This window comes from Niveispirillum fermenti, assembly GCF_052474395.1.
Map to the genome: position 1 here is coordinate 2104596 of NZ_CP156681.1, position 19524 is coordinate 2124119.

Here is a 19524-nt window from a genome sequence, read left to right on the forward strand (position 1 = left end):
TGGGCACTGCTATCAAGGGGCCAACCCATCACCTTTGAGAGGAGGTTGCCATGGCGGGTCGCATCGACGCGCGTCTGGCCGAATTGAATATCGAACTGCCCAAGGCTGCGGTGCCCTTGGCCGCCTATATCCCGGCCGTGCGCACGGGCAACCAGCTTTTCATTTCCGGTCAGGTGCCGATGTGGAACGGGGAACTGCGTCATGTCGGCAAGCTGGGCGCCGGCTGTTCGATTGAGGAAGGGCGGGAGGCGGCCCGTCTTTGCGCCCTCAACATCATCGCACAGGCCCGGCTGGCGCTGGATGGCGATCTGGACCGCGTGGTGCGGGTGGTGAAGCTGGTGGGTTTCGTCAACTCCACAGGCGATTTCAATGACCAGCCCAAGGTGATCAACGGTGCGTCGGAATTGATGGGCGAAGTGTTCGGTGATGCCGGCAAGCATGCCCGTTCCGCCGTCTCCGCCGCGTCACTGCCCTTCGGCGTGGCGGTGGAGGTAGAGGCCGTGCTGGAGGTCGCCTGACCCGGTCTCCGGCCTGCCCGCCCTGGTCGCAGGCAGGCCGGAGATGCTGTTAAACAGAACGTAAAGCGAACATTTTCCGCGACCGTCCGGCTCCGCCGCGCTATGCTGCCAGGATACGACCTTTCGTGAGAAGGAAGCGGAATCTTGTCGGGATATTGCGATGTGGCGCCGGGCCATGAATGGCACGGTCCCTATCATGATCATGAATATGGCGTCCCGCTCACCGGGGATGATGAACTGTTCGAACGGCTGGTGCTGGAAATCAACCAGGCCGGCCTGTCCTGGCTCACCATCCTGAAGAAGCGGGAAAGCTTTCGCGCCGCCTATGATGGTTTTTCCGTCGATGCGGTGGCGGCTTACGGCCCTGCGGATATTGACCGGCTGCTGGCCGATCCGGGTATCATCCGAAACCGGCTGAAGGTCCAGGCCGCTATTCACAATGCACAGATGATCCAGCGCCTGCGATCCAGCCACGGTTCCTTCCATGGCTGGATCGCGGCTAACCACCCGCGGGGCAAGCCCGAATGGGTGAAGCTGTTCGGCCGGACTTTCCGCTTCACAGGCGGGGAGATCGTTGGCGAGTTCCTGATGAGCATCGGATATCTGCCCGGCGCCCACCGGCCCGATTGTCCGGCCATGATTGCTATGTCGAATCTCGATTTGCCCTGGCAACAAGCCATAAAGGCGGGTTTTCAGGGCTATTCCGCCCTCTGAACGGGCAAACGCCTGTTCGGTTGGTTAGCAATTGCATATTTCTTGAGCAAAAATCTAAGAATCGATCAATAAAAAAGGCAAGCCGATAAAATCGGCTTGCCTTCGAATTCAGAAAGTTAAAAACTTATCTTGTCGAACGGGGTTGGATCCCTGTTTTGACACCGCCTGGTGGCAATTCCTCCCTAAACTCAGGCCGCGCTGCCTTGCTGGCGCGGTCTTTTTCTTTTGTGGGGCGGAGTATAAGCAGGCCTCGGCACACCCGTCACCATCAAAAATCATTAACCAAATGCTTCGCACAAAAATGATGCGGGCACTGTGGCAGCATTGTCACGGATGCATGGTTCGGTTTCGAACCATATCCCTGCTGCATGGCTTCCCTGGATCGCAGATTCTATCTAACACATTGAAAATAAAGAAAAATTTAGTCTTCTTCTCATTGGACGCCGGCTTGGGTTGCTTGTGCCCTTTACGCAAACGGAATGAATGCCCAAAAGGGCAGCACAAGCCTATTATTTCATCAATGCTATCGTTATCATGATTTTCTCTGCGTAATCCTTAATCGTCCATCTGTTAATATCTACTCCCGCCATGGGGGAATATCATGGCGGGGAGAGGGGAATCGGTTGCCTGCCGGTCAGCCCAGCAGGACGAATTTCAAAAGGAACAGCCCCGCCAGCACCAGGACGACGGGTCCCGCCTCCCGCCAGCGGCCGGTCAGGATCTTGATACCGGCGAAGGTGATGAAGCCGATGGCGATGCCATGGGCGATGGAATAGGTCAGCGGCATGGCGATGGCTGTCGCCACGGCCGGTGCATATTCCGTCACATCCTCCCAGTCGATTTCGGTCAGTCCGCGCGCCATCAGGCACGCGATGTAGAGCAGGGCGGGGGCCGTGGCATAGGCGGGGATGTTGGCGGCCAGTGGGGCCAGGAACAGGCAGGCCAGGAACAGCACGGCCACCGTGACGGCCGTCAACCCGCTGCGCCCGCCGACATTGGTGCCGGCCGCGCTTTCGATATAGGAGGTGACGGTGGATGTCCCCAGCGCCGCACCGGCCGTCGTGGCGGCGGCATCGGCGAACAGGGCGCGCTTCAGGCGCGGCAGCCTGCCATCCTTGTCCAGCAACCCGGCCCGGTGCGCGACACCGACCAGGGTGCCCGCCGTGTCGAACAGATCGACAAAGAAGAAGGCGAACACGACCGTGACCAGCCCGATGCTGAAGGCCCCGGCCAGATCCATGGCCAGGAAGGTGGGGCTGGGATCGGGGGGCAATGACACGACCTGCCCGTTGAACGGGGTGACACCGGATACCATGCCGACCAGTGCCACGGCCAGGATGGTCAGGATCACGGCCCCCGTCACCCGCCGCGCGGCCATCGCGCAGAGGATGATGAAACCGGCAGCAGCCAGCAGCGGCTGTGGCTTCGTCAGGTCGCCGATGGTGACCAGCGTGACGGGATGGGCCCGGATCAACCCGGCATTTTCCAGCGCGATGATGGCCAGGAACAAACCGATCCCGGCCGAGATCGCCAGCTTCAGCGTGCGCGGAATGGCGTTCACCACCGCCTCACGCACGGGCAGCACCGACAGGATGATGAACAGGATACCGGACAGGAACACGGCCCCCAGCGCCACCTGCCAGGAATAGCCCATCTGTCCGACCACCGTGAACGCGAAATAGGCGTTCAGCCCCATGCCCGGTGCCTGGGCGATGGGATAGTTGGCGTAAAGCCCCATGATGGCGGAGCCCAGCGCCGCGGCCAGACAGGTCGCCACGAACACGGCCCCATGGTCCATGCCCGCTGCCGACAGGATCTGCGGATTGACGAAGATGATGTAAGCCATGGTTAAAAAAGTCGTGAACCCGGCCAGCAACTCCGTCCGGACATCACTGCCCAGCTCGTTCAGCTTGAAGTAGGATACCAGCATGCGCATGGGCGCCCCCGCGCGTCGGATATGGGGAGAGACGGAATGCCAGTATTCCTTGAAAAAGCCATGGGAGCCATAGGGTTGGTGGCCTTGTTCGCACTGGTCGTCTTTCCCGTCCCGGCCCTGGCGCAATCGCCGGCCCGGACCCAGGCCGACCCGCCGACCATCCGCGTCGATCCCGCTGCCTGCCGGTACCTGACCCGCCACCAGCCCGGCGCCGATGTCGAATACCGGCCCGGTGTCGATGTGCATGGCCGGCCGGTCGCCCCGGCCGATTTGCCCGACAGCGCCGCCATCGCGCTGCCGGAGGTGATCGAGATCGAGTTGACCGCCGATCTGGCCCGGCGTTTCGGTATCGCAACAAATAACCTCTACCGGGGGGAGGTGCAGATCGGTACGGTAACGGTCGAGCGTGACCGGGTTCTGTTCAACGGCCGTCCCGTCCAGCCGGCGGCCGAAGCCGACCTGGTGGCGCTCTGTGCCAATGTTCCCCATTGAGATGTGAGGGCTGACCCATGGACCGCGCCGCCGCCAAAGCCATCCTGAAACAGCGGATCGATCAGGCCATGGGGCGCAACCGCGCCGATCTTGTCATCAAGAATGTACGGCTGCTGAACGTGGCTACCGGTGCCATCGATGAAACCGACATCGCCATCTGCGGCGACACCATCGTCGGCACCTATGACCGCTATGACGGCGTCATGGAGATCGATGGCAGGGGCCGCTTTGCCGTGCCGGGTTTCATCGACACCCATGTCCATTGTGAAAGCACCCTGGTCGCCCCGTCGGAATTCGACCGCTGCGTCCTGCCCCGCGGCACCACCACGGCCATCTGCGACCCGCACGAGATATGCAACGTGCTGGGGCGGACGGGGCTTGAATATTTCCTGGATTCGGCTCTGACGACAGCGCTGGACCTGCGCGTCCAGCTTTCCTCCTGTGTGCCGGCCACGCATCTGGAAACGGCGGGCGCCCGGCTGAAGGCCGACGATCTGGCCCGCCACCGCCACCATCCCAAAGTCATCGGCCTGGCCGAGTTCATGAACTTTCCCGGCGTGCTGTGGAAGGATGAGGAGACGCTGGACAAGCTGGCGGAGTTCTATGGCGCCCATATCGATGGGCATTCACCGCTGGTCACAGGAAAGGAACTGAACGCCTATCTTTCCTGCGGCATCCGGAACTGCCATGAATGCACCAGCCAGGCCGAGGCGCGGGAAAAGATCGCCAAGGGCATGCAGGTGCTGATCCGCGACGGCTCGGTGTCAAAGGATGTGGATGCGCTGGCAGGATTGATCGATCCGGTGACCAGCCCGTTCCTGGCCTTCTGCACCGATGATCGCAACCCGCTGGACATCGCGGAGGAAGGACATCTGGACCATCTGATCCGCCGTGCCATCGCCCATGGGGCGGATATTGCCGCCACCTATCGCACGGCCACATGGTCGGCGGCACGCGGTTTCGGGCTGACGGACCGGGGGCTGGTGGCGCCGGGCTATCGGGCGGATATCGTCCTGCTGGACGATCTGGCGCAATGTGCCGTGTCCCAGGTGATCCGGGCCGGCAAGCCGGTATCCCCTGAAACCTTTGCCGGCCGCACCTCTGCGCCCGCCGTGGGCCTGAACTCCATCAAGCGCGACCGCATCGGGGCCGAAGACCTCGCCATTCCCGCCGCCGGTCCCGGCACGCCTGTCATCGGTGTGCTGCCCAACAAGATCATCACGGAGGCGTTGCAGGCCACCGTCCCCTATCGCAACGGCCGCCGCCATGCCGATCCGGACAATGACATCCTGAAGATCGTCGTGGTGGAGCGCCACGGCTTCACCCGCAATATCGGCAAGGGCTTCGTGAAGGGCTTCGGCATCCGGTCGGGCGCGCTGGCCAGTTCTGTCGGCCATGACAGCCACAATATCTGCGCGGTGGGCTCCAGCGACGCCGACATGGTCGCTGCCATCAACCGCCTGATCGAAATCGGCGGTGGCTTCGTGGCTGTGAAGGATGGTGCTGTTGTCGGCGAACTCGCCCTGCCGGTCGCGGGCCTGATGAGCCTGAAGCCGTTCGAGGCGGTGGAACATGAGTTGGAAGCGCTGCGCACATCGGTCAAGGCGCTGGGCTGCCCTCTGGCTGAGCCCTTCCTGCAACTGGCCTTCCTCCCCCTGCCGGTGATCCCGCATCTGAAGATCACCGACATGGGGCTGGTGGATGTGGACAAGTTTGAGCTGGTGGCGGCGTGATGACTTACAGTTAATACTATTTTGCGGTGATCAGAACCAATTGGTTCTGATCACCGCCCTCAAATCCCGTTTTCGCGCAAGGTGCCGGGCGACTTTACCTCCGTCCCTCCACCACCAGATCATGCACGAAGCCCAGCTTGCGCTGCACCGGCTCGGTCAGGACGAAGGGATAGAGATCGGCCTGGCCCATTGACCGGTTCAGGGTGTTCAGTGCCACGGTCAGCGGCACCCAGGCGGAGATCAGGCGGGCGGCGCGGCGCACGCGGTAGGGATCAAAATCGACCGTGGCGGAAAGCTCGCCCTCCTCATCCGCATCCGGTTCCAGCCGCATGCCCAGGGCCGCGGCGGTTTCCAGCGTGTCCACCATGTGCAGGTAATGCGCCCAGGTCTCCGCCCAATCCTCCCATGGGTGCATGGTGGCATAGGCCGAAACATGGTTCTCCTGCCAGCCGGCGGGGGCACCTTCCTTGTAATGCTGTTCCAGTGCCTCGCCATAATCGGTCCGCTCGTCGCCGAACATGGCGCGGAAATCCTCCAGCTTGCCGCCGTCGCGGACCAGGATATCCCAATAATAATGCCCTACCTCGTGCCGGAAATGGCCCAGCAGGGTGCGATAGGCCTCGCCCATGTCGGCGCGCATCTTCTCGCGCGTGGCGTCGTCCGCCTCTTTGAGGGCGATGGTGACGACGCCGTCGGCATGGCCGGTCATCACCCGTTCCTCCGCTTCCGGATCGTCGGCCAGGAAGTCGAAAGCCAGCGGCTCCGGATGGGCGTCGTCCGGGCTGGGGTGGGGCAGGCCCAGACGCATGATCGTGTAGATCAGCCGTCGTTTCGCCGCCTCCATCTTCTGCCACAGCGCATGATGGGCCGGGTCCGACAGGTCGGGCACGGTGCGGTTATGCTGACAGGCCCGGCAGAAGACGGGCGCTTCGGGATCGTCCCCATCGCCCACCGCCACCATCCAGTTGCAGGCGCTCAATTCCCAATTGCGGCAGAATCGCCAACGTTGCGTGTCCCCCGCTTGCCCGCCCGTTGGCAGCACGCGCCATACCGGGCCGTCGGCTTCCACCGCCGCCATGGCGTCCGTTCCAGGCAGATAGCCTACCGTCCGGCCACAGCGCAGGCAGGCCGTATTCTCGAAATGAAGGACCTGGGTGCAGCATTGGCACTGGAACAGCTTCATGGGGGGCCTCTGGGGAACCGGCGTCCGGACGGCAACGCGGTGGCGGCCTTTCCGGTTCCGGCGTGGCGCACGCCGGTCAACCATTCTCCCACCTTGCCGCCGGCCGCGTCAGCCCATAAAGTCCGGCACGATCGTCATTTCTCCTGATTTGCGAGTTTTCCTCCCATGCGCATGTCCACCTACTTCCTGCCCACCCTCAAGGAAACCCCGTCGGAGGCGCAGATCGTCAGCCATCGCCTGATGCTGCGGGCCGGCATGATCCGCCAGACATCGGCCGGTATCTATGCCTGGCTGCCGCTGGGCTGGAAGGTCCTGCAGAAGGTGTCGCAGATCGTGCGGGAGGAACAGGACCGGGCCGGCGCCCAGGAACTGCTGATGCCGACCATCCAGTCGGCCGACCTGTGGAAGCAGTCGGGCCGGTATGAGGCCTACGGCAAGGAGATGCTGCGCATCACCGACCGCCATGACCGCGAGATGCTGTTCGGCCCCACGAACGAGGAGATGATCACCGACATCTTCAAGACCTTCGTGAAGTCCTACAAGGACCTGCCCAAGAACCTCTACCATATCCAGTGGAAGTTCCGGGACGAGGTCCGGCCCCGTTTCGGCATCATGCGCGGCCGTGAATTCCTGATGAAGGATAATTATTCCTTCGATCTGGATGCCGAAGGGGCCCGGCTGTCCTACCGCCGGATGTTCCTGGCCTATCTGCGCACCTTCGCCCGCATGGGCATCAAGGCCATCCCGATGCGCGCCGACACCGGCCCGATCGGCGGCGATCTGAGCCATGAGTTCATCATTCTGGCCGATACCGGCGAAAGCCAGGTGTTCTGTGACAAGGCCTGGCTGGACATGGACGTTCTGGCCGACAATCCGGATGCCAATGGCGACCTGAAGGATTTCTTCGCCAAATATACCAGCATCTATGCCGCGACGGAGGAAATGCACGACGCGGAAAAGGCGCCGGCCGATCTGGTCACCGCGCGCGGGATCGAGGTGGGGCACATCTTCTATTTCGGCACCAAATACTCCGCCCCCATGGGCGCGGTCGTGACCGGACCCGACGGGCAGCCGGTGACGGTGGAGATGGGGTCCTACGGCATCGGCGTGTCGCGCGTGGTGGCGGCATTGATCGAGGCCAGCCATGATGATGCCGGCATCATCTGGCCGGATCAGGTGGCGCCGTTCAAGGTGGCGCTGATTAATCTGAAGGCCGATGACGCGGCCTGCCGCACCACCTGCGACGATCTCTATGCCCGCCTGCAGGCCGCAGGGGTGGAGGTGATCTATGATGACCGCAGCGAGCGGCCGGGCGCCAAGTTCGCCGACATGGACCTGATCGGCATTCCCTGGCAGATCACCATCGGCCCCCGCGGCCTGAAGGCCGGTACGGTGGAACTGAAACGCCGTGCATCGGGCGAGAAACTGGAACTGCCTCTGGAAGAGGCACTGGCCAAGGTGACGGCATAATACTATTTTGCGGTGACCAGCACCTATTGGTGCTGGTCACCGCCCTCAATTGCCGGCGCCAACATTCGTTGGCGCGGGCGACGCCGCACGAGCGGTGCTGTGGCAGTCGCCGCCGGACCAACTTGCGTCATTTGTTTGGATGAGGGGAGGGGCGGCTCATGGGGCCGCCCCTTTTATACGGACGGTCGAAATATTTGGCCCTTCGTACCCGCGGCGACTGCCGCCGCGCGCCACGTGGCGCGTGCCCGAGCCGTTGGCATGTGGGCGCCGGCGCTTGAGGTGCCGAAAACCTTGACCATCGGTCAAGGTTCTGGGCCGCTGGTATACCCAAACAACCAGGGAATCCCCGAAATCTCTTGTTTAAGTATCTGAAAATAAAGGAAAATATGAGGTCTCTATCGGGATCTTCCGAGGGGCGCGGTACATTACGTGCGCCTGAACCCTTCCCGTGCCTTCGCCGCCTCCTCCCGGATCACACAGCCCTCGGCATGGTCGTTGATCAGGCCCATCGCCTGCATGAAGGCGAAGAGTGTCGTGGGGCCGACGAATTTCCAGCCGCGTTTCAGCAGATCCTTGGACAGTTTCACCGATGTGGCAGAAGTGGAGGCCGATTGGGGGCGCCCGTGTTCCCCCGGCGGCGGCTCATGGCGCCAGAAATACGCAGCCAGCGACCCTTCTGCGGCGATCAGTTCCTGCGCCCGCCTTGCATTGTTGATGGCAGCCTCGATCTTGCCGCGATGGCGGACGATGCCGGCATCGGCCAGAAGCCGTTCGACATCGCCAGGGCCGAAGGCCGCAACGGCATCGATATCAAATCCATGGAAGGCCACGCGGAAATTCTCCCGCTTGGCCAGGATGGTGCGCCAGGACAGGCCGGATTGAAACCCCTCCAGGCACAATTTCTCGAACAGCCGCCGGTCGTCGGCGACGGGGAAGCCCCATTCGGTATCATGATAATGCGGAAATTCCGGCGCCGACGCACACCAGCGGCAGCGGGGGCGGCCATCCGGGCCGGGCAGGGTCTTGTCCATGGCGGCACCCGTCAGGCGGCACGCAGGAAGCTCAACCGGTCGTCGACGCGACCGGGGGTGATGGCCTGGATGTCGGGGCTGACGATCCCTTCGATCACGAAGGGATCGGTGGCAACACGGGCCATTATGGCGGGGGCATCGGTGCCATGGGCCAGGATGGCCCCGCCCCGGCCGGCTTCCAGCCCGCCGGCCAGCAGGAAGACGCCATCGTCGAAGCCCTGCCGCAGCCAGGCATTGTGCGCCTCCATGAATTGCGGCGCACGCGCCTTGTCCCCGGTGAAGCGCAGGAAGATGATGAACATGTGGTTCCCCCCTTATTGATTTGTCGGTGTCGCAAGCGCTGCCAGCCAGTCGCGCATCGCCGCCACTTCCCGCCGGACGAAGGTTTCATCCCTGAAGGCGGTGGCCAGCGTCGCCACCCCCTGGCTGCGGCCCAGCAGGTGCAGCGCCAGTTCGTCCGCGCGTTCCCCATGGCCCATGAGGGTGAACTGCCGTGCCAGCCAGGTGCGGAACAGGGTGAAGATGCGGGCCGCGTCGGGCAAGGCGGCGTGATCCAGCTTGGCAAGCTCGTTCGACAGGGTGCCGACGGGACAGCCATGGGCCATGATCTTCGCCTGATTGGTGATCAATATATGGATGAAGCCGGTGATCCGCGCCGCCGGCCCGTCCCCCGCGGCCTCCCACCCGTCCAGCATGGCCTGTGTGGCCGCCAGACGCCGGTCGATGACGGCGGCCAGAATCTCGTCCTTCGCCTTGAAATGGTAGGTCAGGTTGCCCCGCGCGATCCCCACGGCCTGCGCGATGTCGGCCAGGGACGTGTGGTCGAACCCGCGCTGATAGAACAGCGCGTCGGCGGCTTCCACGATCTGGGTGCGGGTGGGCGGCATGGGATTAGGTTCAAGGCGATTGACCTGGATGAAAATTAGGTCAATCGACCTAACGCCGTCAAGCGGCTTTCATCGCGACGGCGTTCATCCTGTTTTATGACTGGGGTTGTGAGGGGCCCCGCCATGAAAAGGCCGCGGACCACCCTTCCGCCGCCGCCCCATTTCCGCCTATAAGCAAGGCTAAACCCCTGCGTCGTTTCCTGTTCGCCCGAGATGTGATGATCTTCAGCCCCTTTGAGCGCATGGTCGCCTTCCGTTACCTGCGGGCGCGGCGGCAGGAAGGGACGGTGTCCGTCATCGCCGGCTTCTCCTTCATCGGGGTGGCGCTGGGTGTGGCGACGCTGATCATCGTCATGTCGGTGATGAACGGCTTCCGGGCGGAGATGGTGGCCCGCATCCAGGGCGTGGGCGCCCATGCCGGCATCACGGCCGAAAGCGGCGTGCTCAACGATTACGGCCCGCTGCTGGACCGGCTGCGCGCCGCGCCGGGTGTGCTGCGCACGATGCCGGTGGTGGAAGGCCAGGCGCTGGCCACGGTCGATGGCCGCGCCGTGGGTGTCAAGGTGCGCGGCCTTTCCGCGGACGACCTGATGGACAGGCCCGTCGTCGGCCGCAGCCTGGTACGCGGCACGCTGGACATGGGGGAGGACGGGGCCGTGCTGGGCTATGGCCTGTCACGCGCGCTGGGCGTGGCGCCGGGCAGCGGTGTCACGCTGATCAGCCCCAAGGGCACGCCCACCCCCTTCGGCACCATGCTGCGCAAGAAGGAATTCCCCGTGGACGGGGTGGTGGACCTGCGCATGCCCGAACAGGATGGCAGCCTGCTGTTCATGCCGCTGGAAAGCGCGCAGGCCTTTTTCCGCACGGGTGAGGGCATCAGCGCCATCGACGTGTTCGTGCTGGACCCGATGGATGTGGACCGCATGCGCCGAACCTTGGAACAGGCGGCCGGCCCTGGCTTCAAGATCACGGACTGGCGGCAGTCCAATCAGGGGCTGGTGACGGCGCTGGGCGTGGAACGGGTGGCCATGTTCATCGTGCTGACGCTGATCATACTGGTGGCCAGCTTCAATATCGTTTCCTCCATGGTCATGCTGGTGCGCGGCAAGGCCGCCAGCATCGCCATCCTGCGCACCATGGGGGCGGAGCGGGCCAGCATTTCCCGCATCTTCCTTCTGGCTGGCGCGTCCATCGGTGCCGTCGGCACGCTGCTGGGCTTCGGGGTCGGGCTGCTGCTGACGGTCAATGTCCAGGCCATCGGCCATGCGCTGGGCCAGGTGCCCGGCATTGGCGGCTCGCAGATGCTGCTGTTCCTGACCACGCTGCCGGCCATCATCGATTGGGGGGAGGTGACATTGGTTGTCAGCCTGGGCCTGTTCCTGTCGGTCGGCGCGACGCTGTATCCCGCCCGCCGCGCGGCGTCGATGGACCCGGTGGAGGCGCTGCGCCATGGCTGAGGGGAAAGCCCGCATGTTCGGCATCGTCGAACGCTGGATCGCCTTCCGTTACCTGCGTGCCCGGCGCCAGGAAGGCTTCATTTCCGTCATTGCCGGCTTTTCCTTTCTGGGAATTGCGCTGGGTGTGGCGACGCTGATCATCTCGCTGTCGGTCTTCAACGGGTTTCAGCGCGACCTGCTGGCCCGCGTGCTGGGTTTCCAGGGCCATGTCGTGGCCATGGATGGCAGTGGCACCTTCCCCGTCACGGACATGCTGCTGGACGGGGTGAAGCAGGTGCCGGGCGTCGTGTCGGTCATGCCCACCGTGGATGCACAGGGGCTGCTGTCCTTCCGCGACTTTGCCGGGGGGGTGCTGGTGAAGGCCTTGCGCGCATCGGACATGGCGGCCCGCCCGGCCTTTGCCGATGCGCTGGTGGAAGGTTCACTGGCGTCGGGCGACGGCATCGCCATCGGCGCCCGCATGGCCGAACGGGCAGGGATCGCCCTGGGCGACCGCGTTACCATCCTGTCCCCCAATATCGAGGGGCAGGGCGGTTCGCCGCGTTCGCGCGCCTTCACGGTTGCGGGTATCGTGGCGCTGGGCGTCTCGGAATTCGATGCCACCCTGGTGCTGATGGACCTGCCGACGGCCCAGTCCTTCTATGACCTCTACGACACTGTCTCCACCATAGAGGTCACGCTGGCCGACCCCACGCTGGCCCGGTCCAAGCTGGGCGACATTGCCCGGCAATTGCCGGGCAGCCTCTATGTCCGCGACTGGGCGCAGGTGAACGGTGCCTTCTTCGGCTTTATCGAGACGCAACGCAATGTCGTGACCCTGATCCTGGGCATGATCGTCGTCGTCGCCGCCTTCAACATCATTTCCGGCATGATCATGATGGTGCAGGACAAGGGGCGGGAAATCGCCATCCTGCGCACCATGGGGGCCGGGCGTGGCACCATCCTGCGCATCTTCCTGATGTCGGGGGCGTCGATCGGGATGGCCGGCACGGCGGCAGGGCTGGCGCTGGGTCTGCTCCTGTCGGGGCATATGGAAGGGCTGCGTCAGATCATCCGGTCGGCCACGGGCGTCGATCCGTTCAATTCGGACATCTATTTCCTGTCTTCCTTGCCTTCCTTCACCGATCCGTGGCAGGTGGCCCAGGTGGGTCTGGCGTCGGTTGCGCTGTCGCTTCTGGCCACGTTCTACCCTGCCTGGCGGGCTGCCCGCCTGGACCCCGTCGAAGCCTTGCGATACGAGTGAGAAATGGATGACATCGTCCTGCGCCTGACCGATATCCATCGCAGCTTCACCCAGGTGGAAAGCCCGCTGCATGTGCTGCGCGGCGTCAACGCCGCCATCCGGGCGGGGGAGATGGTGGCCCTGGTCGGCCCCAGCGGGGCGGGCAAGTCCACGCTGCTGCACATTGCCGGCCTGTTGGAACATGCCGATCGTGGTGTCATCGAGGTGGCGGGCTGCAAGGCCGACGGCCTGTCCGACAAGGAGCGCACGGCCATCCGGCGCGACAGGATCGGCTTCGTCTACCAGTTCCACCATCTGCTGCCGGAATTCTCGGCACTGGAGAATGTCGTCATCCCGCAGATGCTGGCCGGGGCGGCCCGTGCCCAGGCCGGCACGCGGGCACAGGAACTGCTAGGCCTTGTCGGCCTGTCGGCCCGTGCCGGGCACCGTCCGGCCAAATTGTCGGGCGGGGAACAGCAGCGCGTGGCCATTGCCCGCGCGCTGGCCAACCGCCCCCGGCTGCTGATCGCGGACGAGCCGACGGGCAATCTGGATACGGCGACGGCCGAGACGGTGTTCGCCCTGTTCGCCGATCTGGTGCGCGGGCAGGGTCTGGGGGCGCTGGTCGCAACCCATAATCTCGACCTGGCCCGGCGCATGGACCGGGTGGTGGAAATGCGTGACGGCGTGCTGGTGGAGCATTGACGATGGCGGCGGTCTGGCTGCCCGACATCCCCTTGCCGCCGGGATATCGTGCCGATTGGGTGCTGGCCTATCATGGGCGTGACCCGGACGGGCTGTCGGAACGGGTGGCGGGCGCGTGCGTCACCAAGGTGCTGGCCCCGGCCGGCCGCGCCATCCGCCTGGAGATCGCGCTGGGGGAAGGTCGTGCGGTGCTGACCGCCGACCCCGCCGATCTGACGACGGTGGAGGCGGCCCGCCTGCGCGCCGCGGCGGCCCGCATGCTGGGCGTATCCATCGACGTTGCGGGGCTGGAGGCGCTGGGGCGTGACGATACGGCGGTGGCCCGGTTGCTGTCGCGGTGCGGCACGGGGCTGCGCCTGCCGCAGACCGCCAGCGTGTTCGAGGCACTGTGCTGGGCCATCGTGGGGCAGCAGGTCAATCTGCGCTTCGCCGGTCAGTTGCGCCGCACGCTGATCGATCTGGCCGGCATCGACCATGTATCGGGCATGAAGGCGCATCCCACGCCGGCCGGCATTGCGGCGCTGGACCCGGAAGTGCTGGGCCGGCTGAAATTCTCCCGCGCCAAGGCCACCTATCTGATCAATGCGGCCAGGGCCGGTGTGGATTATGAGGCGTTGCCCGATGGCGACGCGGTATCGGCCGATGCCGCGCTGACGGGGATCAAGGGTATCGGGCCCTGGACACGGGCCTATGTGCTGCTGCGGGCCTGTGCCTTTCCCGATATCGCGCCCGTGGGGGATGCCGGTCTTGCCCTGGCATTGCAGAATTTCCACGGGTTGGACCGGCGTCCCGGCCCGGCGGAGCAGGCAGCCCTGATGCAGCCCTTCGCGCCCTGGCGCAGCCTTGCCACGGCCCATCTCTGGGCCGGCTGGACCTGACGCCGGACCCCGGCTGGAAAGTGGCCCCCGGCGATCCTGTTGCTGGTTCATGCCTATCCATGCGGAAATCCGGTGGCTGAAAGGGTCAGCCATGCGCGCCTTTGCCATAAATCCGCCCCCTCCCGCCCTGATCGTGATGGTCTGCGCATCCCTTGTCGGGGATGCCACTGGTTTTAAGGCGAGGCGATCATGCGATTGCACAAACTGGGTTCCCTGGCGTTGGCGGCCCTGCTGTCCCTGTCGGTGGCGATACCGCCGGCAGTTGCGGGGCCGGGCGATCGGGATCGGAACGGCTATGGCCGCGACCGTCAGCACGGGCAGGAGCGGTATGACCGGGGCCGTTATGATCGCGGTCCCCGCCATGATCATGGCCCCCGCTACGACCAGGGCCCCCGCAACGGTCCGCGATATGACCGTTACTATGGCCCGCCGCCCGGCTGGTACGATCGTGGCGGCCACCATGTGCGTCACTGGGATGTGCCGCCGGCCCGCCGCCGTGTCTATCATGATGTCGTGGTGGTGCGGCCGCATGGCCATTGGTATTCCGGCTATGGTCATTATCGCCGCGACAATGACGCTCTGGCCTTCCTGGGGCTGACAGCCATTTCGCTGCTGGCGCTGAATGCGCTCAGCGAGACGCAGCAGCGTGCGCATGAGGAAGCACAGATACGTGCCACCACGGCGCCCATCGGCCAGCCCGTCATCTGGTCCGATGGCGGCTATGGCGGGTCCGTCACGCCCCTGCGCGAGGGGCGGACGCCCGCGGGTGCCTATTGCCGGGAATTCCAGCAGCAGGTGATCATCGGCGGTCGGCGTGAAGATGCCTATGGCACGGCCTGCATGCAGCCCGATGGCGCCTGGCAGGTGGTTGGCTGATCCGGTGTAATCCGGCTTTCACGGCGCAAGGGGTGCCAGACGCGCATCCACGGCCGTGACCAGAAGCGGACCGCGATCCGTCGGCACCGCCTCCCCCGGCTTGCATCCCTCATCCAGCAGGAAGCGCAGGGAAAGGCTGGGGGTGGTATCGTTGAAGGCCCGGAAGGGAATGGCGGCATCAAACCATAGGGTTCCGTCGGCTGGCTCCGCCGCCGCCTCCCGCATGATCTGGGCGACGAAGGCCGGGCCGCTGGGCACATCCACGATGACATGCCGGCCGGGATGGAAACTGTCGGCCGCGATGGCGATCCGCACCGCCACCATTTCCGTCGGTGACGGTGTGCGGTCCAAGGTGATGCGGCGCCAGGAAGGGGCCCCGGCGCTGACCGCGGTCACATCGCCCGGCCCGGCCAGGGCCGCAGCCCCCCCTGCATATACGGCCGACAGAAGGACCAGGGGCCAGGTCAGGTACCGGGCACGGCGCCGCAATCGCGCTGGATATGTCCTGAAGCCTGGCGGGACGGCTGCCGAACCCTGATCGGGTTTCCCGGTCCTGGATAAGTGCATGTCCAAAGGCGTTTCCCCGTCCCCTGATCGGCCCGCCCTTGATCATGCGCATGATCGTCGAAATGGCAATAGGAATAATACACCTATTGGTAGATCATGCCTGCGCCCTGAACCACCCTTCCGTCATGGCGTCGGCGGGATAGAACAATTCCACCCGCAGGCTTTGCAGCCCCGCATCCAGCGGCGTGCCGACCATGGCGATGATGGAGAACAAGGACAGACTTACCCCGTCCTTGTTGAACCGCAGGCACAGGGCAGGTGCGTCCGGCGGTCCCTCGGTCAGTGGGGGCGCCAGGTCCAGCCATTGCGGATCGGTCAGGATATCGGCCATCGGATCATCCTGCGCACCGGCCAGTGGGTCTTCCAGCATCGCTTCCGCCCGCAGGCGGCGTATCGTCCAGGCTGCCGCCTCCTGCCAGTTTTCCATCACCGGCCGCATGTCGGGGGAAAGCAGCAGGCGGGCAAGGTTGGTCTGGGCCATGGCCGCGATGGCGGGACCGGCCAGAAAGCCCAGCAGGCGCTGCCCGCCGCCATTGGCCTGAATCAGGTTGTAATGGCGATCCACGACGGCGGCCGGGAAGGGGGACTGCATGTCCAGCATATGGGTGATGGCAGCCTTCACGGGGGCCATGTCGGGCGCATCCAGCGGGCTGCTGTCCCACGCGGGCGCGAAGCCGGCGGCCAGCATCAGGGCGTTCTGGTGCCGCAGCGGCACCGAAAGCGCCCCGGCCAGTTGCAGCACCATGCCACGCGACGGGCGCGACCGGCCCGATTCCAGAAAGGACAGGTGCCGCTGACTGGTATTGCAGGAAAGTGCGAGGTCCAACTGGCTGACCCCACGGGACTGGCGCCAGCGTTTCAGCAATGGGCCGAAGGCTTCGGCATTATTGACGCGGCGGCGGGTGGCGGTTTGCAGCATGGGGGCGCCCGGGCGTGCTGGAAGGGAAGGCCTTCTTGTCCCATGGACCCCGTCGCCTGTCGATTACCTGGAAGGTAATTACGGTGCTGCAGGCCGACCCCCGAAAAGAAGAAACCCGCCCGGAGCGATCCGGGCGGGTCCATGGCGATGGCAAGCCCGTGGGGCTCAGCCCTTCTTGGGCGGCTTGCCGTTGGTCACATGCATGTCGGCCGCATCCATATGCATCAGCCGCTTCAGGAACGGGCTGATCAGGACGACGATCACGCCGATGACGGCCGCACCGATGAACAGGTCATGGAACACCGCCGTATAGACCGGCAGGCTTTCCACAGCCGTCATCTCTCGCCCCGGTTCCGTGCTGGTACTGGCCATGGCGGCAACGATGCCGGCCAGGAAATGCGCACCGGAGGAGGCCAGGAACCAGACGCCCATGACCATGGCGGTGATGCGGGCCACCGACAGGCGGCTGATCATCGACAGGCCCACGGGCGACAGGCACAGTTCGCCGGTCGTGTGCAGCAGATAGGCCAGGGCCAGCCAGAACAGCGCGGTCTGCCCGTCCTCCCCGGCCAGGGAGGCGCCGACCACCAGGGCACCGAAGCCCAGGCCGACCTGAATGATGGCCAGCGCGAACTTCAACGGTGTGGAAGGCTCCAGCCCCTTCTGCGCCAGCTTCACCCAGCCCCAGGAGAACACGGGAGCCAGCAGCACGATGAACATCGGGTTGAAGACCTGGACCACGGAGGCCGGAATGATGAAGCCGAACAGCGACCGGTCCGAATTGCGGTCGGCGAACAGCGTCAGCGAGGTTCCCGCCTGTTCAAAGAGTGTCCAGAACACCACGGAAAGCGCGGTCAGCACCAGCACCACGACCATGCGATCCCGCTCGATCTTGGTGCATTGGGTCAGGCTGAACCACAGGATGCCCAGCAGCACGACCGTGGCGATGGCCAGCAGCAGCGAGCCGACGACGGCATGCATCTGCACAAGCTGCCAGTTCACGAACACCGCGGCCACAGCCCCGGCATAGATGATCCATTCCAGCGACAGGCCGGCGCGGGTGCGGGCCCGCAGCGCCACCGGGTCGGGTGGTTCGGAATTGCGATACCATTGCGTGCCGCGGGCGAACACGATCAGCCCTGCCACCATGCCAAGGCCGGCCAGCCCGAAACCATAGGCCCAGCCATAGGTTTCGCCCAGATAGCCGCAGGCGATCGTGGACATGAAGGAGCCCAGGTTAACGCCCATGTAGAAGATGGTATAACCCGGATCGCGGCGGGGATCGTCCTTGTTGGCGTAAAGCTTGCCGACCATGGTCGAGATGTTCGACTTCAGAAAGCCGACGCCGACAATGATGAAGGCCAGGGAGAGGAACATGATCTGATCGTATGGCGATTGCCGCACGATCACGCCGTCGATGATCTGGGCCGGTGCGCCTTCAAAGGCCATGCCGATATGGCCACAGACCAGCAGGATGGCGCCCAGCATCACCGCCTTGCGATTGCCCAGGTAACGGTCGGCGATCAGGCCGCCGATCACCGGCATGGCATAGTTCAGCGAGGCATAGCTGGCATAGATGAAGCTCGCCTGCTCATCGCTGTACATGAAATGTTTGACGAGATAGAGCGTGAGAAGCGCGCGCATGCCATAAAAGGAGAAGCGTTCCCACATCTCCGCGAAGAACAGTGGCGCCAGCCCGCGCGGATGCCCGAAGAACCCCCGTTCAGGGTCGTTTGATATCCAAGCCATTGCAGCCTTGTTTTGTCTGGATGCTGAAGTGCGGGCCTATAGCATGTTTGCCAGGGTTGAAACAGAGGGCACGAGGGGATGCTTCCGGGTCGGCCGCGATCGGGTCGGGCCGTCTCCGCAAGATGGGGCAGGAGCGGGGCGGCACCTCACACGAAAAGGCTTCCCGTCTCGAAGGTGCTGCGCTGGCCCAGTTGTGCCGCATCGCCGGCCAGCCAACGGTCGGCGGCCTCCCGCCCCAGTTCGCACAGGTCCGTCAGGAAGCCCCAATCCGCGTTCAGCTTGCTGGACACACCCAGATGGGCCATCCGGTCTTCCGCCTGGATGCGGTGCAGGTGGACCTGCCGCATCCCCGATGCCTCCGGCGTCATGGCTCCCCTGGCCAGCAGACGGTTGACCAGCTCGATCGACCGCAATTCGCGAAGGAAGGTGGAATTGAAGCTGACCTCGTTGATGCGGTCGACGATGGCGGTCGGCGCTCGGGGCACCTCCGGCCGGTGGATGGGCGTGACCTGCACAATGACGATGTCATCGACGCGGCATTGCTTGATCAGCGGGTCCAGCACGGGATTGCCCATGTAGCCGCCATCCCAGTAATGTTCCCCGTCGATGCGCACGGCCTGGAACAGGAACGGCAGACAGGCGGTGGCCAGCAGGCAATCGGCTGACAGGTCCTTGCCCTGGAACAGGCGCATCTTGCCCTGCGTGACATTCGTGGCACTGACGAACAGCCGCATTTCCGCCGCTTCCGCCAGTTTCCCGAAGTCGATCAGCCCCTCCAGCACATCGGCCAGCGGGTTCAGGCCCAGCGGATTGAACTGGTAGGGCGACATCATCCGGATCATCAGGTCGAACCCGGCATAGACGGGATGGGCCTCCACATTGGGGTTGCCCGTCAATTGGGTGAGGAAGGAGGGCGACATCGGCCCGAAGGCATTGGCCTTCGCCACGCGGCGCCAGAACCGGTGCAACAGGTCCCGGGCCCCCTGGGCTCCCCCCGTCAGCCAGCCATAGGATAGCAGGGCACCGTTCAGCGCGCCGGCGGAGGTGCCGCTGATCGCCTCGACATCCAGCCGGTCGCGTTCAAGCAGCCTGTCCAGCACGCCCCAGGTGAAGGCCCCGTGCGATCCCCCTCCCTGCAGCGCCAGGCCGATGCGGGGGCGGGGGGCGGCTTTTGCTTTGGTCATGAC

At 64.6% G+C, this 19524-nt stretch carries 19 protein-coding genes; 10 read left to right on the forward strand and 9 right to left on the reverse strand.

Annotation, left to right across the window (positions count from 1 at the left end; translation table 11 throughout):
* The first annotated feature begins 50 nt into the window (after nucleotides 1–50).
* Nucleotides 51–518, forward strand: a complete 468-nt coding sequence (locus ABC728_RS21095) for a RidA family protein (protein ID WP_416617457.1) — start codon at nucleotides 51–53, stop codon at nucleotides 516–518.
* A gap of 144 nt (nucleotides 519–662) precedes the next feature.
* A complete protein-coding gene (locus tag ABC728_RS21100; protein WP_416617456.1) occupies nucleotides 663–1232 on the forward strand; it encodes a DNA-3-methyladenine glycosylase I in 570 nt (189 codons plus the stop codon).
* Nucleotides 1233–1866: 634 nt separating this feature from the next.
* On the opposite strand, the gene ABC728_RS21105 is transcribed toward ABC728_RS21100, so the two are convergent.
* Nucleotides 1867–3168 (reverse strand): NCS2 family permease, encoded by a 1302-nt coding sequence (locus ABC728_RS21105; protein ID WP_445376487.1) that lies wholly within the window; start codon nucleotides 3166–3168, stop codon nucleotides 1867–1869.
* A 36-nt stretch (nucleotides 3169–3204) separates the two neighbouring features.
* Here ABC728_RS21105 and ABC728_RS21110 point away from each other — a divergent pair, with 36 nt between their 5' ends.
* Both ABC728_RS21110 and ade read left to right on the forward strand, forming a co-directional pair.
* Nucleotides 3205–3660 carry a hypothetical protein gene (locus tag ABC728_RS21110; RefSeq protein ID WP_416617455.1) on the forward strand — a complete coding sequence of 152 codons (456 nt, stop codon included), beginning with the start codon at nucleotides 3205–3207 and terminating at the stop codon, nucleotides 3658–3660.
* A 17-nt stretch (nucleotides 3661–3677) separates the two neighbouring features.
* Nucleotides 3678–5393 carry an adenine deaminase gene (gene ade / locus ABC728_RS21115; RefSeq protein WP_416617454.1) on the forward strand — a complete coding sequence of 572 codons (1716 nt, stop codon included), beginning with the start codon at nucleotides 3678–3680 and terminating at the stop codon, nucleotides 5391–5393.
* Nucleotides 5394–5487: 94 nt separating this feature from the next.
* On the opposite strand, the gene ABC728_RS21120 is transcribed toward ade, so the two are convergent.
* The gene (locus tag ABC728_RS21120; RefSeq protein WP_416617453.1) at nucleotides 5488–6576 is read right to left on the reverse strand and encodes a zinc-binding metallopeptidase family protein; all 1089 of its coding nucleotides are present in this window, start codon (nucleotides 6574–6576) and stop codon (nucleotides 5488–5490) included.
* A gap of 165 nt (nucleotides 6577–6741) precedes the next feature.
* Between ABC728_RS21120 and proS the strand changes: the two genes are divergently transcribed.
* Nucleotides 6742–8046 (forward strand): proline--tRNA ligase, encoded by a 1305-nt coding sequence (gene proS, locus ABC728_RS21125; RefSeq protein ID WP_416617452.1) that lies wholly within the window; start codon nucleotides 6742–6744, stop codon nucleotides 8044–8046.
* A 425-nt stretch (nucleotides 8047–8471) separates the two neighbouring features.
* Here proS and ABC728_RS21130 read toward each other — a convergent pair whose 3' ends face one another.
* From ABC728_RS21130 to ABC728_RS21140, 3 genes are read right to left on the reverse strand one after another with little or no spacing between them, the layout of a single operon-like run.
* Nucleotides 8472–9077 (reverse strand): DNA-3-methyladenine glycosylase I, encoded by a 606-nt coding sequence (locus ABC728_RS21130; protein WP_416617451.1) that lies wholly within the window; start codon nucleotides 9075–9077, stop codon nucleotides 8472–8474.
* A gap of 11 nt (nucleotides 9078–9088) precedes the next feature.
* The gene (locus ABC728_RS21135) at nucleotides 9089–9379 is read right to left on the reverse strand and encodes a YciI family protein (RefSeq protein ID WP_416617450.1); all 291 of its coding nucleotides are present in this window, start codon (nucleotides 9377–9379) and stop codon (nucleotides 9089–9091) included.
* 12 nt (nucleotides 9380–9391) lie between these two features.
* On the reverse strand, nucleotides 9392–9964 hold the full coding sequence (locus ABC728_RS21140) for a TetR/AcrR family transcriptional regulator (protein ID WP_416617449.1): 573 nt from the start codon (nucleotides 9962–9964) through the stop codon (nucleotides 9392–9394).
* Nucleotides 9965–10182: 218 nt separating this feature from the next.
* On the opposite strand from ABC728_RS21140, the gene ABC728_RS21145 reads away from it, so the two are divergent.
* The 5 genes from ABC728_RS21145 (at nucleotide 10183) to ABC728_RS21165 (ending at nucleotide 15102) form a co-directional block, all read left to right on the forward strand.
* Nucleotides 10183–11421 (forward strand): lipoprotein-releasing ABC transporter permease subunit, encoded by a 1239-nt coding sequence (locus ABC728_RS21145; RefSeq protein WP_416617448.1) that lies wholly within the window; start codon nucleotides 10183–10185, stop codon nucleotides 11419–11421.
* Nucleotides 11414–12664 carry a lipoprotein-releasing ABC transporter permease subunit gene (locus ABC728_RS21150; RefSeq protein ID WP_416617447.1) on the forward strand — a complete coding sequence of 417 codons (1251 nt, stop codon included), beginning with the start codon at nucleotides 11414–11416 and terminating at the stop codon, nucleotides 12662–12664. Before ABC728_RS21145 ends, ABC728_RS21150 begins: the two co-directional genes overlap by 8 nt.
* A 3-nt stretch (nucleotides 12665–12667) precedes the next feature.
* Complete coding sequence (locus ABC728_RS21155) at nucleotides 12668–13348, forward strand: ABC transporter ATP-binding protein (protein ID WP_416617446.1); 681 nt, start codon at nucleotides 12668–12670, stop codon at nucleotides 13346–13348.
* 2 nt (nucleotides 13349–13350) lie between these two features.
* Nucleotides 13351–14226 carry a DNA-3-methyladenine glycosylase family protein gene (locus ABC728_RS21160; RefSeq protein WP_416617445.1) on the forward strand — a complete coding sequence of 292 codons (876 nt, stop codon included), beginning with the start codon at nucleotides 13351–13353 and terminating at the stop codon, nucleotides 14224–14226.
* 189 nt (nucleotides 14227–14415) lie between these two features.
* Nucleotides 14416–15102 carry a hypothetical protein gene (locus tag ABC728_RS21165; RefSeq protein ID WP_416617444.1) on the forward strand — a complete coding sequence of 229 codons (687 nt, stop codon included), beginning with the start codon at nucleotides 14416–14418 and terminating at the stop codon, nucleotides 15100–15102.
* An 18-nt stretch (nucleotides 15103–15120) separates the two neighbouring features.
* On the opposite strand, the gene ABC728_RS21170 is transcribed toward ABC728_RS21165, so the two are convergent.
* From ABC728_RS21170 to ABC728_RS21185, 4 genes are all read right to left on the reverse strand, one after another.
* Nucleotides 15121–15591, reverse strand: a complete 471-nt coding sequence (locus ABC728_RS21170) for a hypothetical protein (RefSeq protein WP_416617443.1) — start codon at nucleotides 15589–15591, stop codon at nucleotides 15121–15123.
* A gap of 172 nt (nucleotides 15592–15763) precedes the next feature.
* Nucleotides 15764–16588, reverse strand: a complete 825-nt coding sequence (locus tag ABC728_RS21175) for a helix-turn-helix domain-containing protein (RefSeq protein ID WP_416617442.1) — start codon at nucleotides 16586–16588, stop codon at nucleotides 15764–15766.
* Between the two features lie 165 nt (nucleotides 16589–16753).
* A complete protein-coding gene (locus tag ABC728_RS21180; protein WP_416617441.1) occupies nucleotides 16754–18337 on the reverse strand; it encodes a peptide MFS transporter in 1584 nt (527 codons plus the stop codon).
* Between the two features lie 146 nt (nucleotides 18338–18483).
* Nucleotides 18484–19521, reverse strand: a complete 1038-nt coding sequence (locus ABC728_RS21185; RefSeq protein WP_416617440.1) for a patatin-like phospholipase family protein — start codon at nucleotides 19519–19521, stop codon at nucleotides 18484–18486.
* Nucleotides 19522–19524 lie beyond the last annotated feature (3 nt).